The organism is Streptomyces pyxinae (assembly GCF_024756275.1).
GTDB lineage: Bacteria > Actinomycetota > Actinomycetes > Streptomycetales > Streptomycetaceae > Streptomyces > Streptomyces pyxinae.
This window is the reverse complement of sequence record NZ_JANUGQ010000014.1, coordinates 63,082-79,045: the sequence shown is the minus strand read 5'-3', so window position 1 is coordinate 79,045 and position 15,964 is coordinate 63,082. Positions and strand designations below refer to the sequence as shown.

Sequence of the window (15,964 nt, the reverse complement as noted above, 5' to 3'; positions counted from 1 at the left end):
CGGGCCGGGGCCCGGGGGCTCGCCTCCCGGGCTCAGGTGTGCCGCTGGGGGCGGGGCCCCGTACGGGCCGGGTGCTTCGCCGGGTCACCGAGGTCGTGGTCGCGTACCGGTGCCATGCGTGTCTGCTCCATCCTCGTGGACAACACGGATCACGCCGCGGTCGGTATCCTGACTCCCGGATCCCCGCGTGCCGCCCGCCTTCCCGGCAGACCTCGCCAGTGGCGCGTGACGGCGGCACACTCCCCGGTCACAGTGGCGGGACCGTGCCGGATTCACACCGGCTTCCCTGCACCGCGGCCTTCGCCCCCGACGATATAGTTGGACGTCCTAGTAAGTCCACCCCCCGCGGCCCCCGGGGGTGTTGCCCCACCGCCCACCGCCGGCCGCCGGCCGCCCGGCCCCGACCCCCGGCCCGGACGGTCGGGTGCCCCCGGTCCCGTACGGCGGGGGACCGGGGGCACGCGGGGGAGAGCGGCGTCAGACGGCGCCGGCGGGGGCGGACCGGGGGACCGGGGCGTGCGAGGAGTGCACCAGGAACAGCCGGGGCTGGACATCGGTGGCGATGGTGGCGGCCTGGTCCATGTGGACCCGCGCCTCGGGGTTGGCGAGCATCGCCCGGTAGTGGTCCTCGGTCTCCCACTGGGCGTAGTTGACGACCCGCTCGCCGTCGGAGCTGAGATGGAAGTTGGCGCAGATGAAGCCCGGCTGGCGCTTCATGGTCGACTCGGTGGCGTGCGCCAGCAGAGCGACCAGCTCCCGCTGCCGTTCCGGGGCGACGGTGAAGACGTTGATCAGCGTCGCCACGGGACGGGTGGAGTCGATGTGGGCGGTAACAGTCATGCAAGCATATGTATCCTTACCGACTGAGGGTTTGCCCTCTCTTCTGTGCTTTCGCCCGGTTGGACCCCGGTCGGCGTGAAACCGCCCGGACACGGACCCGGCCGGACACCGACCCGGGCTGGACACGGACCCGGCCGGGCACCGACCCGGCCGGGCGTTCGTCGTCCCGGGGCACCCGGCCAGGCCTCGTCACCACCGGTGCCATCCACTGGACGCCGAACGCACGCGGCTCACCGGACGGGCCGTCCCTCGCACCGGGCCGCCGGAGGCGAGGCCCCGCCCCGCCTCCGGCGCCACACCCCCCGGCTCAGCGGTCGGCCACCAGCCGGGGCAGCTCCGCCAGCGCGGCCGGCACCCGGTCGGCGGCGAGGCCGCCGCCCTGGGCCAGCTCGGGCGAGCCGCCGCCCCGGCCGTCCAGCAGCCGCTTGACCAGCTCGGCCGCGTGCAGCCCGGCCTCCCGGCCCGCCCGGTTGACCGCCACCACGGCGGCCCCGCCCGGGGTGCCCACGGCGACCGCGCCGGCCCGGCCGTCCGGCAGCCGGTCCCGTACCGCCGTCGCCAGCGCCCGGGCCTCGTCCGCGCCGCCCTCGGCGGTGGCCGTCACCACCAGGACGCCGCCGGAGTCCACCGCGCCCCCGGCCAGCTCGGCCGCCCGCGCCACCGTCTCCCGCTGCCGCAGCCGGGCGTTCTCCCGGTCGGCCGCCTTCAGCCGGTCCAGCAGCCCGGCGATCCGGTCCGGCAGCTCGGCGCGCGGCGCCTGGAGCTGCTCCGCGATCCGGCCCACCAGGTCCCGCTCCCGGGCCAGGTACCGGAAGCCCTCGATGCCCACGGCCGCCTCGATCCGGCGCATCCCGGCACCCACCGAGCCCTCGGTGGTCACCGCCACGGTGCCGATCTGGGCCGCGCGCTCCACATGCGTACCGCCGCACAGCTCGCGCGACCAGGCGCCGCCGATCTCGACCACCCGGACCTGCTCGCCGTACGTCTCGTCGAAGAGGGCCAGCGCGCCCTGCTCCTTCGCCTCCGGCAGCGTCATCCAGCGCACCCCGACCGGCAGGTCCCGGCGGAGCGCCCGGTTGGCGGCCTCCTCCACATCACCCCGGACGGCCGGCGAGAGGCCGCCGCGCCACGGGAAGTCCAGCCGCAGATAGCCGGGCCGGTTGTACGAGCCGGACTGGAGGGCCGTCGGGCCGAGCACCTCGCGGAGCGCGGCGTGCAGCACATGGGTGCCGGAGTGCGCCTGCCGGGCACCGAGCCGCCACTCCGGGTCCACCGCCGCGTGCACCGTGTCCCCGGGCGCCAGCTCACCGGCGGTGATCCGCACCTGGTGGGCGACGAGCCCGGGCAGCGGCCGCTGCACATCCAGCACCTCGGCCTCGAAGGATGCCCCGGAGAGCAGGCCCGCGTCGCTGTCCTGGCCGCCGGACTCGGCGTAGAACGGCGTCCGGTCCAGCAGCACGGTGACGATCGCGCCGGTCTCCGCGGCGGGCAGCGGCCCCTCGGCGCCCAGCACCGCCAGCACCCGGGACTCGGTGGTCAGCGCCTCCCAGGCGCGCCAGTCGGTGGGCCCGTGCGCGTCCAGCACCGCCCGCAGCGCGGAGGTGTCGGCGGCCCCGCCCGACTTGCGGGCCCGGGCGTCGGCCCTGGCCCGTTCCCGCTGGGCGTTCATCAGCGCGGTGAAGCCCTCCCGGTCCACCTCCACACCCTGCTCGGCGGCCATCTCCAGGGTGAGGTCGATGGGGAAGCCGTAGGTGTCGTGGAGCAGGAACGCCTGGGCGCCCGGCAGCGAACGGCCGCCCTCGTCCTTGACCTTCGCCACCGCCGTGTCCAGCACCGTGGTGCCCTGGCGGAGGGTGGCCCGGAAGGCGTCCTCCTCGCCGTACGCCCGGTCCGCGATCCGCGCGAACCCCTCGGCCACCTCCGGGTAGCTGGGCGCCATGCAGTCCCGGGCCACGGTCAGCAGCTCGGGCAGCGCCGGGTCCTGGAAGCCCAGGCTGCGCACCGAGCGGATGGAGCGGCGCAGGATCCGCCGCAGCACATAGCCGCGGCCCTCGTTGCCGGGCGTGGTGCCGTCGGCGAGCAGCATCAGCGCGGTGCGGACGTGGTCCGCCACCACCCGCAGCCGTACGTCGTCCTCCGGGTCGGCCCCGTACCGGACACCGGCCAGCTCGGCGGCCCGGTCCAGGATCGGCCGGGTCTCGTCGATCTCGTAGAGGTTCGCCTTGTCCTGGAGCAGGGTGGCCATCCGCTCCAGGCCCATCCCGGTGTCGATGTTGCGGCGGGGCAGCTCGCCCAGGATCGGGTAACCGGACTTGCCGGGCCCCTCGCCCCGCTCGTACTGCATGAAGACCAGGTTCCAGAACTCCATGTAGCGGTCCTCGTCGACCGCCGGGCCGCCCGCCCGGCCGAGCGCGGGGCCCCGGTCGTAGTACAGCTCCGAGCAGGGACCGCACGGCCCGGGCACGCCCATGGACCAGAAGTTGTCCTCGTCGCCCCGGGCCACGATCCGCTCCTCCGGCAGCCCCGCGACCCGCCGCCAGATGCCGCGCGACTCGGTGTCGGAGTGGTGCACCGTCACCCAGATCCGGTCCGGGTCCAGCCCGTACCCGCCCTCGGCCACCGGGTTCACCGACAGCTCCCAGGCGAGGGCGATGGCCTCCTCCTTGAAGTAGTCCCCGAAGGAGAAGTTGCCGTTCATCTGGAAGAACGAGCCGTGCCGGGTGGTGCGGCCGACCTCTTCGATGTCCAGGGTGCGCACGCACTTCTGCACACTGGTCGCGCGCGGCCACGGCGCCGCGCTCTCCCCGGTCAGATACGGCTTGAAGGGGACCATGCCCGCGTTGACGAAGAGCAGCGTCGGGTCGGGCGTCGGCAGCGGAGCGCTGGGCACCACGGTGTGCCCGCGCTCGGCGAAGTGGTCCAGGAACCGGGAGCGAATGTCGGCGGTGCGCAAGGGTTACTCCGTAACGTCAAGGCGTCAGGCCGGTCCGAGGGCGTCGGACCGGTTCGGAACGGCGGCGGGACGGCCGGCCGTACGGCGGACAACCGGAACCGCCGGAGCACCGGGTTCCCGGAAATCCGCCGGTCACCGGGGTGTCCGGGGCGGGGCCCGGCCCGGGGCCCGGCCGCCCGCCGGCGGTCATGCCACGGCGGCCTGGCGGGCCACCGGGTGCAGCGCGGCGTACTCCAGCGGGGCCGACGGGTCGATCGAGACGTCCGCCGGGGCGGGTTCGGCGCCGGCCCGGACCAGCAGGTCGCCCACGGCGGCGATCATGGCGCCGTTGTCGGTGCAGAGCCGCATCGGCGGCACCCGCAGCTCGATACCGGCGGCGGCGCACCGCTCCTCGGCCAGCCCCCGCACCCGGGAGTTGGCCGCCACGCCGCCGACCACCACCAGGGTGCCCACGCCGTGCGCCCGGCAGGCCGCCACCGCCTTGCGGGTCAGCACGTCCGCCACCGCCTCCTGGAGCGAGGCCGCCCCGTCGGCGAGCGGCGGCTCCTCGCCGCGCAGCCGGTACCGCTCGGCCCAGCGGGCGGCGGCGGTCTTCAGCCCGGAGAAGGAGAAGGCGTACGGGTCGTCGCGCGGCCCGGTCAGCGGGCGCGGGAACGCCACCGCAGCCGGATCGCCCTCCCGCGCCGTCCGGTCGATGGCCGGCCCGCCCGGGTAGGGCAGCCCCAGCACCCGGGCCACCTTGTCGAAGCACTCGCCGGCCGCGTCGTCCACCGTGTCGCCCAGGTGCACGATGGGGTCGCGCACCAGGTCCCGGACGAGCAGCAGCGAGGTGTGCCCGCCGGAGACGATCAGGACCACACAGGGGTCGGGCAGCGGCCCGTGCTCCAGGGTGTCCGCCGCGACATGGCCCGCCAGGTGGTGCACCCCGTAGAGCGGCACCCCCAGCGAGTACGCCAGCGTCTTGGCCCCGGCCACCCCCACGTGCAGCGCCCCGGAGAGCCCGGGGCCGGTGGTCACGGCCACCGCGCCGATGTCGGAGAGCCGCAGTCCGGCCTCGTCCAGCGCCTGCCGCACCACCGGGTTGAAGGAGTGCAGATGCGCGCGGGCGGCGATCTCCGGGACCACCCCGCCGAACCGCGCGTGCTCGTCCATGCTGGACGCCACCGCGTGCCCGAGCAGCCGTCCGTCACGCACGAGTCCGGCGCCGGTCTCGTCGCACGAGGACTCGATGCCGAGCACGACACGCCCGGTTTCCGGCATGGGCTTCTCCTTAGGTCACGGGGCCGCGGCGCGCGTCCGCGCCCCAGGCGTTGTTGCCCCTCCAGTGTAGGTGTGATCACCGCGCCACCCCGGCCCCGGCCGTCCGCGCGGCCGGGGCCCCGGTGGCCCGCCCCATGTGACCCGCGTCTCATGACGCGGTCCGGAATGCGGGCAGTACTGTCCGTGCCGCCTCCGTTGCCCCTAGGCTGGCCGGCGCAGCTGGTTCGCCCCGTCCGCCAGGCGGGAGCGTCGTAAGAGGGAACCCGGTGGGAATCCGGGACTGCCCCGCAGCGGTGAGCGGGAACGACCGCCGTCATACGCACTGGGTCCGCGAGGGCCCGGGAAGCGACGGCCAGTAGGTGTCCCCGGCGAACGCCCGGTGGACGTGCCCGCGAGTCCGAAGACCTGCCCGCTGCCCGTGCCCGGCCGTCCGGGCGCGGAGCACCGGTGACCTCGTGGGCGGGTCGGAGGGAACCCCGGATCACCTCCGGGGACGTACGGAGCAGGTGAGCAGCGCACCCCGTCGCGGTGCGTCCGCCCCGCTCCGCCGTACCTTCGCGCTCCCGGCACGTCACCGGCCCATGGAGATACTCGCGAAGGAGAGTTCCGTGACAGGCAAGTCCGCAGCCGCGGCAGCACGGGCCACCGTGTACGGCTACCCCCGCCAGGGCCAGAACCGGGAACTGAAGAAGGCGATCGAGGGCTACTGGAAGGGCCGCGTCACCGCCGACGCCCTCCGGGAGACCGCCGCCGGACTGCGCCGGGAGAACTGGCGCCGGCTCGCCGAGGCGGGCGTCCACGAGGTGCCCACCGGCGACTTCTCGTACTACGACCACGTCCTGGACACCAGCGTCATGGTCGGCGCCGTGCCCGGGCGGCACCGCGCGGCGGTCGCCGCCGACGCCCTCGACGGCTACTTCGCCATGGCGCGCGGCACCCAGGAGGTCGCGCCGCTGGAGATGACCAAGTGGTTCGACACCAACTACCACTACCTGGTCCCCGAGCTCGGCCCGGACACCGTCTTCACCGCCGACTCCGCCAAGCAGGTCGGTGAGGTCTCCGAGGCGCTCGCCCTCGGCCACACCCCCCGCCCGGTGCTGGTCGGCCCCGTCACCTATCTGCTGCTCGCCAAGCCGGCGCCCGGCGCCCCGGCCGGGTTCGACCCGCTGACCCTGCTCGACCGGCTGCTGCCCGTCTACGCCGAGGTGCTCGGCGACCTCCGCGCCGCCGGCGCCGAGTGGGCCCAGCTGGACGAGCCGGCGCTGGTCCAGGACCGCGCCCCGGCCGAACTGGACGCCGCCGCCCGCGCCTACCGCGAGCTCGGCGGCCTCACCGACCGGCCCAAGCTGCTGGTCGCCTCCTACTTCGACCGGCTCGGCGAGGCGCTGCCGGTGCTCGCCAAGGCGCCGGTGGAGGGCCTGGCCCTGGACTTCACCGAGACCGCCGCGGCCAACCTGGACGACCTGGCGGCGGCCGGCGGACTGCCCGGCAAGCGGCTGGTCGCGGGCGTGGTCAACGGCCGGAACGTCTGGATCAACGACCTGGGGAAGTCGCTCGCCACCCTCGGCACCCTGCTCGGCCTGGCCGACCGGGTCGACGTGGCCGCCTCCTGCTCCCTGCTGCACGTCCCGCTGGACGTCGCCGCCGAACGGGACATCGACCCGCAGGTCGCCCGCTGGCTGGCCTTCGCCCGGCAGAAGACCGCCGAGATCGTCACCCTGGCCCGCGGACTCGCCCACGGCACCGACACCATCGCCGCCGAACTCGCCGCCAACCGGGCCGACCACGCCGCCCGGGCCGGCTCGGCGCTCACCCGCGACCCGGCCGTCCGGTCCCGCACCGGGGCGGTCACCGACGCCGACGGCCGCCGCTCGCAGCCGTACGAGCAGCGGGCCGCCGCCCAGCGCGCCCACCTCGGGCTGCCGCTGCTGCCGGTCACCACCATCGGCTCCTTCCCGCAGACCGGCGAACTGCGCACCGCCCGCGCCGATCTGCGCGCCGGCCGGATCGACACGGCCGGCTACGAGGAGCGGATCCGCGCCGAGATCCAGGAGGTCGTCTCCTTCCAGGAGAAGACCGGCATCGACGTCCTGGTCCACGGCGAGCCCGAGCGCAACGACATGGTCCAGTACTTCGCCGAACAGCTCACCGGCTATCTGGCGACCCAGCACGGCTGGGTGCAGTCGTACGGCACCCGGTACGTCCGGCCGCCGATCCTCGCCGGGGACATCTCCCGTCCCGAGCCGATGACGGTGCGCTGGACCACCTACGCCCAGTCGCTGACCGCGCGTCCGGTCAAGGGCATGCTCACCGGCCCGGTCACCATGCTCGCCTGGTCCTTCGTCCGCGACGACCAGCCGCTCGCGGAGACCGCCCGCCAGGTGGCGCTGGCCCTCCGCGACGAGGTGACGGACCTGGAGGCGGCCGGCACCTCGGTCATCCAGGTGGACGAGCCCGCGCTGCGCGAGACGCTTCCGCTGCGCACCGCCGACCGCCCCGGCTACCTGGCCTGGGCGACCGAGGCGTTCCGCCTGGCCACCGCGGGCGTCCGGCCGGACACCCAGATCCACACCCACATGTGCTACGCCGAGTTCGGCGACATCCTCCAGGCCATCGACGACATCGACGCCGATGTGATCAGCCTGGAGGCGGCCCGCTCGCACATGCAGGTCGCCCGGGAGCTGGCCACCACCGGCTACCCGCGCGAGGTCGGCCCCGGGGTGTACGACATCCACTCGCCGCGCGTCCCGGACGCCGCCGAGGCCGCCGGGCTGCTCCGCGAGGGCCTGTCCGCCATCCCCGCCGAACGGCTCTGGGTCAACCCGGACTGCGGCCTGAAGACCCGCGGCTGGCCCGAGACCCGGGCCTCCCTGGAGAACCTGGTGGCCGCCGCCCGCGAGATCCGCGCGGACCTGTCCGCCGGCTGACCCCCCGGGCGGGCCTCCGGCTTCCGGCCCGGGGCCCGCCCGACCGGCCGGTCCACCACCCCCCGGGCCCGGGCCACCGGCTCGGGCCCCGGTCCTGGGCCCGTTCGACCGGTCCATCACTCCCCGGGCCCGGGGCGGGGCCGCCTCCCCGGGCCACGACCCCGCCCCCGGGCCCGGGGCCCCGGCCGGCCCGCCCGCCCACCGGGGCGGGCCCACCGACCCGCCGCCCCGGGTCACCGCCCGCCGGGGCGGGCCCGGCAGCGCCCCGCGCCACCGGCCCCGCCCCGCCCACACCCCCACAGCTCCACCCCCGCCGCCCAGGAAAGGCGCGTCACCGTGCGCACCACCGACAGCCCCCGCCACCTCCTCGTCATCGGCATCGGAGCCGGCGATCCGGACCATCTCACCCTGGGGGCGGTGAAGGCGCTGCGCCGGGCGGAGGTGTTCTTCGTGCTCGACAAGGGCCCGGAGAAGTCCTCGCTCACCGGACTGCGCCGCCGGATGCTCGACGAACACGTGCCGGGCCCCTACCGGGTCGTCACGGCCGACGACCCCTGGCGGGACCGGGCCCGGGACGACCGGGCCGGCTACACCACGGCCGTCCACGACTGGCGCCGGCGCCGCGCCGACCTCTGTGAGCGGCTGATCCGCGAGGAGCTGGCCCCCGGACAGACCGGTGCCTTCCTGGTGTGGGGCGACCCGGCCCTCTACGACAGCACCCTGGCGGTCCTCGCCGAGGTGGCCGGCCGGGGCACGGTCGCCTTCGACCACGAGGTGGTCCCCGGGATCACCAGCGTCTCCGCGCTGGCCGCCCGGCACCGGATCGCCCTCAACCGGGTCGGCCGCCCGGTGCACATCACCCCCGGGCGGCGGCTGGCCGAGAGCCTGGCGAGCCTGCCGAACGACGACGGCGACATCGTGGTGATGCTCGACGCCCAGGAGAGCTTCACCCGGATCGCCGGCGAGGACGTCCGGATCTACTGGGGCGCCTATCTCGGCACCCCGGACGAACTCCTGGTCTCCGGGCGGCTGTCGGAGGTCGCGGACCGCATCACCCGACTGCGCGCCGAGGCCCGGGCCCGGCACGGCTGGATCATGGACACCTATCTGCTCCGGCTGCCGGACGGCACCGAGGACGGCACCGGCGACCGTCAGGGCGACCGGCACCGGGGGAGCGGCCCCGCATGATCTCGGCCAAATGCCCAGCCGGCACGTCCGATTGACGGCCTCGCACTGGTGCGTCATTGACCAACCCTTTACCTTCTTGAGTGGCGAAGCGGGGAGTCTTCCCCGCGCCATCCGTCATATCCTGGAGGTTTTCCCATGGAGCAGTTGATCGCGAAGATGGCCCAGGACGAGGTCTGGCAGGGCTGGGTCGCCCTCAACTCCGCCCAGGGCGCGAAGGACGGCTGCATCAGCTCCGCGCCCAAGGAGGGCTGCATCAGCGTGGCCGGCAAGACGGGCTGTATCTCCTGACCCCAGCCCCCGCCACCCCCCGGGCGTCCCGATTCCGGGCGCCCGGGTCCCGCGCACCGGCCCCGACACCCTACGGAGGACCATGACCGGTCAGCCGTCACCCGACGTCATCGCACACGTCCGGGACATACCCCTCTACCGCCCGTCCGTCGCCCGAGGCCACTTCCCGATCCTGGAGAAGGCCGACATCGCCCGGGACTTCCCCGACAACTGGATGACTCCGGCCCTCGCCGAAGCCCTGGAGACCGGCGAGGCGGAATACGTGCTCTCCACCGGCACCAACCACGCCCGGATGCGGATCATCCGCCCGCCCTACTTCCTGCTCCGCTCCTACTACCGGCTGTGGAGCGAACACCCGGACATCTCCGCCACCTGGCACGAGGGATGCCACCGGGTCTCGCTGACCACCGTGCTCGCCACCGAACACGTGGCCAGGGTCAACGCGGCCAAGCGCGGTGCCACGCCGTCACCGGTGCCCACACCGGCCGACCGGAGGCTCGACGAGCGCACCCTCTACCTCAACCTCCGCCTCGATCCCGCCGAATGGACCCGGGGCGACGTCGAACGCATGCTGGCCGAGATCCGGAGCGTCCGCGCCGGACACCCGGCGGGCCGCTACCACCTCGACTGCTCCGGATACCATCTCGCCCACCTCCTCCGGAAGGTGGCGGAGTGGGACCTCCAGGACGCCTTTCCCGCGCCCGCCAGTGTGATCCACGCGTACGAGTACACCCCGCGCAACGTCCGGCGGATGCTCCGCGAACACCTCGACTGCCCGGTGATCGACCTCTTCGGCAGCACCGAGCTCGGCTACCTCTACTACAGCGACCGCGACGGCCGTTACCGGCCCTACCTGGAGCGGATGAGCGTCGAACTGATCCCCGTGCCCGGCGCGGCGCCCGGCAGCGGGATCCACAGCCTCATCGTCACCAGCGTGCGCAACCCCTACATGCCGCTGGTCCGTTACCGCTCGGGCGACTGCGTCCGCACCCTCGACGGTACGCCCGATCCGGAACGGGTCGCCGCCTTCTGCGGCCGGGAGAAGGAACTGCTCCCCACGCCGCGCGGACTGGTGGCCCAGGCCGACCTGGACGACCGGATCGCGGCCGTCTCGCCCCGGATCTTCCTCCACCAACTCCGGCTCACCGGCGCACGGGACTGCCGGCTCGCCTACACCACCTTCGACGGGCACCCGCTGGACGCGTCCGAGGCCGCCGACCTGGCGGAGAGTGTGGCCGCCCTCACCGGACGGCGCTGCGCCCCCGACCACCGTGCCCGCATCCCCATCGGCCCCTCCGGGAAGTACGGCTGGCTGGCCACCCCCGGCCGCCCGGCCACCGGCGCAGGACAGGACAGCCCGTGACACCACCGACCACCACTCCGGCGGACGGCACCGGCCGTCTCACCGGCGAGGATCTCAGGCAACTGCTCGGCCTCACGCTGCACGACGAGACGGTGGAGCACACCGCCCGGCGGACCGGGGTGCCGAGGGAGTACGCCGAGCGCCAGGTCCTCGAATGCCTCCGCTACCTCTACCTGGTCTCCCGCCACCGCGACCGGCTCAGCGGGCTCTTCCTCCCGGTGGAGCAGGACATCGACGAGATCTGGCACTACCTGATCCTCCAGACCCGGGAGTACCGCGCCCTCTGCGAAGAGCGCCTCCCGGGGCGGTACTTCGTCCACCACCGCAGCGTCTCCTACGAGGAGTACCAGCGGGAGCCGGGACGCGAGCAGGCGATCGAACAGGCGCTGCGCTGGATCCCGCTCTACTGCGCGGCGTTCGGGCCTTTCGACGAGGGCGCCCTGCCGCACTGGACCATCGTGCGCTTCCTGCACCAGCGCATGAACATGCCGCTCGCGGAGATCTCGGCGCTGGCGCCGCTCCCCGGCTGAGTCCCGCCCCGACCCGGCACCGAACAAGCCGAGAGAGGCCCGGAGATGGCCACCACACCGACCGAGCGCACCACCGGCACCAGGGTGTCACCCGCCCCGCACCCCGATCAACGGCGGGTGCTCACCGTCCTGGTGGCGGCGCAGGCGCTCAGCGGAGCGGGCATGGCGGCCGGCATCACGGTGGGGGCGCTGCTCGCCCAGCAGATGCTGGGCACCACCGCCCTCGCCGGTCTGCCGGTCGCCCTGTTCACCACCGGGGCCGCCCTGGGAGCCTTCGCCATCGGGCGGCTCTCCCAGCGCCGGGGCCGCCGCCCCGGACTCGCGCTCGGCCACGCCACGGCCGCCATCGGCAGCCTCGGTGTCGTCGCCGCGGCCACCCTGGGGAACGCCCCGCTGCTGCTGGCCGCCCTCGCCCTCTACGGCGCCGGCTCCGCCACCAACCTGCTGGCCCGGTACGCCGGAGCGGACCTGGCCCCGCCCGAGCGCCGGGGCCGGGCGGTGAGCACCGTACTCGTCGCCACCACCCTCGGAGCCGTCGCCGGTCCCAACCTCACCGCCGTCACCGGCGATCTGGCCCACGCCTGGAACCTGCCCCGCCTCGCCGGCCCGTTCCTGCTGGCCGCCGTCGCCTACGCCGCCGGCGCCCTCGTCATCCAGACCCTGCTGCGCCCCGACCCCCTGCTCCTCGCCCGCGCCGGGACGGCTCCCCCTGCCGGCACCCCGGCACCGACCGGCCCGGCCGCGTCCGCGTCCGCGCCCCGACTGCTGACCGGCGCCACCGTGATGACCGTCGGCCAACTGGTGATGGTCGCCGTCATGACCATGACCCCGGTGCACATGGCCGGGCACGGCCACGGCGACCACGCGACCGGCCTGGCCATCGCCGCCCATGTGGCCGGGATGTTCCTGCCCTCGCCCCTCTCAGGGCTGCTGGTCGACCGGGTGGGGGAGCGGCGTACCGCGATGGCCTCCGGCGCGGTCCTGGCGACCGCCGCCGGCCTCGCCGCGCTCGCCCCGCCGGAGAACGCGGCCCTGCTCATCACGGCCCTCGCCCTGCTCGGAGTGGGCTGGAACCTGAGCCTGGTCAGCGGTACGTCCCTGGTCACCGATGCCGTACCCCTGGCCCGCCGGGCATCCGTCCAGGGCCTCGCGGACGTCGGCCTGGCGCTCGCCGGAGCCTCCGGCGGCATGCTCTCCGGCCTGTTGGTCGCCGCCACCGGCTACCCGGCCCTGGCAGCGGGCGGCGCCGCCCTGTCCCTGGCCGTCGTCCCCCTCCTGGCCCTGATCCCACCCACTCACGCGCACCCGGCAGACGGCATCAAGCCCGGGATCCCACCCACCCACGCGCACCCGGCAGACGGCATCAAGCCCGGGATCCCACCCACCCACGCACACCCGGCAGACGGCATTAAGAAGGGATGTCCACCCACTCACGCGCACCCGGCAGACGGCACCAAGACGGGGGAACCCACCCACTCACGGACGGATGAGTGACGGCCGGGGTGGGGGCGCCCAGGGTCGCCCCCGCAGGAGACGGCGGTCATACCCGGCCCACCACACCCGTAACGGTTGTTCCGCCGGCTCCGAGGAGGTGAGCCCGGAGGGGCCACGCCCCCACCCCACCGGCAGCACACCACCCGCACCGGCACGGACTCCGGGACGCGGCTCCCCAGGGGCCACAAGGGAGGGACGGACGGACGAGCCCCCGCCAGCAACCCCTGCCTCAGGCCACAAGCATCAGGCCTCGGGACCCAGGGCACGGACTCAGGACTCGGCGGGCGGGTGCCGCAGCAGATACAGCCCGGTTCCCGCGGCCAGCACCGTGGCGCAGGCGGTGAACGTCAGCCCCGCGCCGACCAGCCCGAGCCCGAGCGTCAGCGCGCCCACCCCGACCACCGGCAGCGAGATCCCGGTGTAGGCGACCACGAAGAACGAGGAGACCGTACCGCCCCGGTGCGCCGCCGGAGCCGCGCCGCTCACCGCGCTCAGCGCCGCCCGGAAGGCCATCCCCTGCCCCGTACCGCCGCACACCGCCCCCGCCACCAGCAGCGCCAGGGACCGCACAGCCAGCGAGGAACCGACCAGGATCAGCCCCGCCACCAGCACCGCGCAGCCCAGCGGCAGCGCCCGGCGCACCGGCGTCCGGCCCACCAGCGACTGCCCCAGGGTGGAGCCCAGGAAGATCGAGAAGACCACCAGCCCGGAGACCGCGTGATTGCGCACCCCCAGCGTCTCGGCCACGAAACTGGGCGCGACCGAGGTGAACAGGCCCAGCAGCGAGAACCCGGCGAAGGCGGCGAGCCCACACGGCACGAAGACCCCCCGCACCTCCGGAGGCACCCGCAGCCCCTGCGGCTTCAGCGGCGGCCGGCGCCGGGGGTGCTCGACCGTCTCGGGCAGCAGCAGCACCAGCACACAGCCGGCGGCGATCAGCACCAGATGGGCCAGGAACGGCAGCAGCAGCGGCAGCGGGGCGTACTCGGCCAGCACTCCGGCGAGCAGCGGCCCGCAGCCCAGGCCGCCCATGTTGGCGGCGGTGGCCGCGAACCCGGCGCGCGCCTTCTGCCCGGGCCCGGCCAGCTCCAGCACGCTCACCGTGCCGACCCCGCTCAGCAGCCCGGCCGAGAACCCGGAGAGCAGCCGCCCCGCGAACAGCAGCGGCAGGCCGCCCTCCAGCAGGAAACAGCCGGCGCTCAGCGCCCCGAGGCCCAGCGCGCAGAACAGCACCGGCCGGCGCCCGGCCTCGTCCGAGTAGTTCCCGGCGACCAGCAGGGTGACGATCACGCCCAGCGCGTAGACGGCGAAGACCACCGTCACCATCAGCTCGGAGAACCCCAGCTCCTGCCGGTAGAGGCCGTACAGCGGGGTCGGCAGCGTGGTCCCGGCCATGCCGATGGCGAACACCGCCGCCGCGCCCGCGTACCCCGGCCGGTGCCGGCCACGGGTCGCGGGCGAACCGATCATGCGTGTCATGGGAACACAGTAGGCGTGCCCGCTCGTCCCGTCCGGTGACCGCCGCCGGAGCGCCCCGTACGGCGGGCAGCGCCCGCCCCGGCGCCTCAAGCCGTGGTTCAGCTGCGGCTCAGCCGCGGGCGGGCCCCGGCTGCTCGTCGCCCCGCTCCGCCTCGCGCTTCTCCTTGAGCCGCACGGTCTCCTTGCGGACCTCCGCCTGGGTGGCCCGCTCCCGCTGGAGCCACTCCGGGTTCTCCTGCTTCAGGGCGTCGATCTGCTCCGTGGTCAGTGCCTCGGTGATGCCACCGCGCGCCAGACCGGAGATCGAGACGCCCAGCTTCGACGCCACCACCGGCCGGGGATGCGGCCCGGTGCGGCGCAGCTCCTGCAGCCACTCGGGCGGGTCGGTCTGGAGGGCGTTCAGCTCGGTGCGTGAGACGACGCCCTCCCGGAACTCGGCGGGGGTGGCATCGAGGTACACACCCAGCTTCTTCGCCGCGGTGGCGGGCTTCATGGTCTGGGCGGTCTGGTGCGACTTCATGAGGTCAAGGGTATCGACCGCGCACGCCCCCCTTCGCCACCGCGTGCCCCTTCTCCCCGCCGCGTACGCCGCCCCTGGCCAGGGCCGATACCCTGAGGGGGTGACTGGCTCGGAAGCTCCCCCCTCGTTCCGTCTCGCCTACGTTCCCGGGGCGACCCCCGCCAAGTGGGTGCGGGTGTGGAACGAACGGCTGCCCGGGGTCCCCCTCACCCTCGTCCCCGCCCCGGCCGGTGAGGTCCCCGCGCTGCTGCTCGCCGGGGACGCCGACGCCGGTCTGGTACGGCTGCCGGTCGACCGTACGCGGCTGAGCGCCATCCCCCTCTACACCGAGACGACCGTGGTGCTGGTGCCCAAGGACCACGCGGTGGCCGCGGTGGACGAGGTCGCCGTCGGGGACCTGGCCGACGACATCGTGTTCAGCCCGCTCGACGAGACCCTGGAGTGGGAGCGCCCGCCGGGCCGCCCTGCCCTGGAGCGTCCCGCCACCACGGGGGACGCCGTGGAACTGGTGGCGGCGGGTGTGGGCCTGCTGGTCGTCCCGCAGTCCCTCGCCCGGCTGCACCACCGCCGTGACCTCACCTACCGTCCGGTCACCGACGCCCCTCGGTCGAGCGTGGCGCTGTCCTGGCCGGAGGAGACGACCACCGACCTGGTGGAGGAGTTCATCGGCATCGTCCGGGGCCGTACGGCCAACAGCACCCGGGGCCGCCAGCAGTCCGAGGCCCGGGCCGGGCGCACCGCCAAGTCCGGCGGCGCGTCCGGCAAGGAAACCTCCGGAGGCCCCGGCGGCAAGGACACGTCCGGCAAGGAGAAGTCCGGCCAGGGTGACAAGGCCCGGCGTTCCGGCGCCTCCCGGGGCAAGCCGGCCTCCCGTACCGCGTCCGGCCGCTCCCGCCGTACGGGCTCCGGCAAGGGCTCCCACGGCGCCACCGGCCGCCCCCGCCGCCGCTCCTAGGCCCCGGCCCGTACGCCGCCCCCCGGCCGTCCGACCCCGTCGGGCGGCCGGGTCTTTCGGGATCGCCGGAACCCTCGGGACCATCGGAACCGCCGGAACGGCGAACCGCCGGAAAACGCAAGCGCCGTGCGCGCCGCCGGTGCCGTCGCAGGCACGGTCGCCCGCAC

The 15,964-nt window shown here is 74.8% G+C and carries 12 protein-coding genes and 2 riboswitches; of the genes, 7 read left to right on the top strand and 5 right to left on the bottom strand.

Annotation, left to right across the window (positions count from 1 at the left end; all coding sequences use genetic code 11):
• Positions 1-141: 141 nt before the first annotated feature.
• A riboswitch (cobalamin riboswitch) is annotated at positions 142-324 on the bottom strand.
• Positions 325-477: 153 nt separating this feature from the next.
• From NX801_RS17670 to tsaD, 3 genes are all read right to left on the bottom strand, one after another.
• Positions 478-840 carry an antibiotic biosynthesis monooxygenase family protein gene (locus NX801_RS17670; protein ID WP_258788709.1) on the bottom strand — a complete coding sequence of 121 codons (363 nt, stop codon included), beginning with the start codon at positions 838-840 and terminating at the stop codon, positions 478-480.
• A gap of 307 nt (positions 841-1,147) precedes the next feature.
• Positions 1,148-3,793 carry an alanine--tRNA ligase gene (gene alaS, locus NX801_RS17665; RefSeq protein WP_258788708.1) on the bottom strand — a complete coding sequence of 882 codons (2,646 nt, stop codon included), beginning with the start codon at positions 3,791-3,793 and terminating at the stop codon, positions 1,148-1,150.
• A 186-nt stretch (positions 3,794-3,979) separates the two neighbouring features.
• Complete coding sequence (tsaD, locus tag NX801_RS17660) at positions 3,980-5,053, bottom strand: tRNA (adenosine(37)-N6)-threonylcarbamoyltransferase complex transferase subunit TsaD (RefSeq protein WP_258788707.1); 1,074 nt, start codon at positions 5,051-5,053, stop codon at positions 3,980-3,982.
• A gap of 216 nt (positions 5,054-5,269) precedes the next feature.
• Positions 5,270-5,468: riboswitch (cobalamin riboswitch) on the top strand.
• A gap of 193 nt (positions 5,469-5,661) precedes the next feature.
• Between tsaD and metE the strand changes: the two genes are divergently transcribed.
• From metE to NX801_RS17630, 6 genes are all read left to right on the top strand, one after another.
• Positions 5,662-7,980, top strand: a complete 2,319-nt coding sequence (gene metE, locus NX801_RS17655) for a 5-methyltetrahydropteroyltriglutamate--homocysteine S-methyltransferase (RefSeq protein ID WP_258788706.1) — start codon at positions 5,662-5,664, stop codon at positions 7,978-7,980.
• Positions 7,981-8,316: 336 nt separating this feature from the next.
• Positions 8,317-9,168 carry a precorrin-6A synthase (deacetylating) gene (gene cobF / locus NX801_RS17650; protein WP_258788705.1) on the top strand — a complete coding sequence of 284 codons (852 nt, stop codon included), beginning with the start codon at positions 8,317-8,319 and terminating at the stop codon, positions 9,166-9,168.
• Positions 9,169-9,303: 135 nt separating this feature from the next.
• Complete coding sequence (locus tag NX801_RS17645; RefSeq protein ID WP_258788704.1) at positions 9,304-9,456, top strand: hypothetical protein; 153 nt, start codon at positions 9,304-9,306, stop codon at positions 9,454-9,456.
• Between the two features lie 82 nt (positions 9,457-9,538).
• Entirely contained in the window at positions 9,539-10,819 is a 1,281-nt protein-coding gene (locus NX801_RS17640) for a hypothetical protein (protein ID WP_258788703.1), read from the top strand.
• Positions 10,816-11,349 carry a glycine-rich domain-containing protein gene (locus NX801_RS17635; RefSeq protein WP_258788702.1) on the top strand — a complete coding sequence of 178 codons (534 nt, stop codon included), beginning with the start codon at positions 10,816-10,818 and terminating at the stop codon, positions 11,347-11,349. The genes NX801_RS17640 and NX801_RS17635 overlap by 4 nt, the downstream gene beginning before the upstream one ends.
• Before the next feature lie 45 nt (positions 11,350-11,394).
• Positions 11,395-12,843, top strand: coding sequence for an MFS transporter (locus NX801_RS17630; RefSeq protein ID WP_258788701.1), 1,449 nt, complete (start codon positions 11,395-11,397; stop codon positions 12,841-12,843).
• A gap of 270 nt (positions 12,844-13,113) precedes the next feature.
• Here NX801_RS17630 and NX801_RS17625 read toward each other — a convergent pair whose 3' ends face one another.
• Together NX801_RS17625 and NX801_RS17620 are read right to left on the bottom strand one after the other, a co-directional pair.
• Positions 13,114-14,322 carry an MFS transporter gene (locus NX801_RS17625; protein WP_258788700.1) on the bottom strand — a complete coding sequence of 403 codons (1,209 nt, stop codon included), beginning with the start codon at positions 14,320-14,322 and terminating at the stop codon, positions 13,114-13,116.
• Positions 14,323-14,431: 109 nt separating this feature from the next.
• Positions 14,432-14,842 (bottom strand): DUF5997 family protein, encoded by a 411-nt coding sequence (locus NX801_RS17620; RefSeq protein WP_258788699.1) that lies wholly within the window; start codon positions 14,840-14,842, stop codon positions 14,432-14,434.
• A gap of 100 nt (positions 14,843-14,942) precedes the next feature.
• On the opposite strand from NX801_RS17620, the gene NX801_RS17615 reads away from it, so the two are divergent.
• Positions 14,943-15,797 (top strand): LysR family substrate-binding domain-containing protein, encoded by an 855-nt coding sequence (locus tag NX801_RS17615; protein WP_258788698.1) that lies wholly within the window; start codon positions 14,943-14,945, stop codon positions 15,795-15,797.
• Positions 15,798-15,964: the final 167 nt, after the last annotated feature.

Excerpts from the sequence above, each read along its gene's own strand:
- NX801_RS17670 (WP_258788709.1), bottom strand. The coding sequence starts at position 840 with ATGACTGTTACCGCCCACATCGACTCCACCCGTCCCGTGGCGACGCTG.
- tsaD (WP_258788707.1), bottom strand. The coding sequence starts at position 5,053 with ATGCCGGAAACCGGGCGTGTCGTGCTCGGCATCGAGTCCTCGTGCGAC.
- NX801_RS17645 (WP_258788704.1), top strand. The coding sequence starts at position 9,304 with ATGGAGCAGTTGATCGCGAAGATGGCCCAGGACGAGGTCTGGCAGGGC.
- NX801_RS17640 (WP_258788703.1), top strand. The coding sequence starts at position 9,539 with ATGACCGGTCAGCCGTCACCCGACGTCATCGCACACGTCCGGGACATA.
- NX801_RS17630 (WP_258788701.1), top strand. The coding sequence starts at position 11,395 with ATGGCCACCACACCGACCGAGCGCACCACCGGCACCAGGGTGTCACCC.
- NX801_RS17625 (WP_258788700.1), bottom strand. The coding sequence starts at position 14,322 with ATGACACGCATGATCGGTTCGCCCGCGACCCGTGGCCGGCACCGGCCG.
- NX801_RS17620 (WP_258788699.1), bottom strand. The coding sequence starts at position 14,842 with ATGAAGTCGCACCAGACCGCCCAGACCATGAAGCCCGCCACCGCGGCG.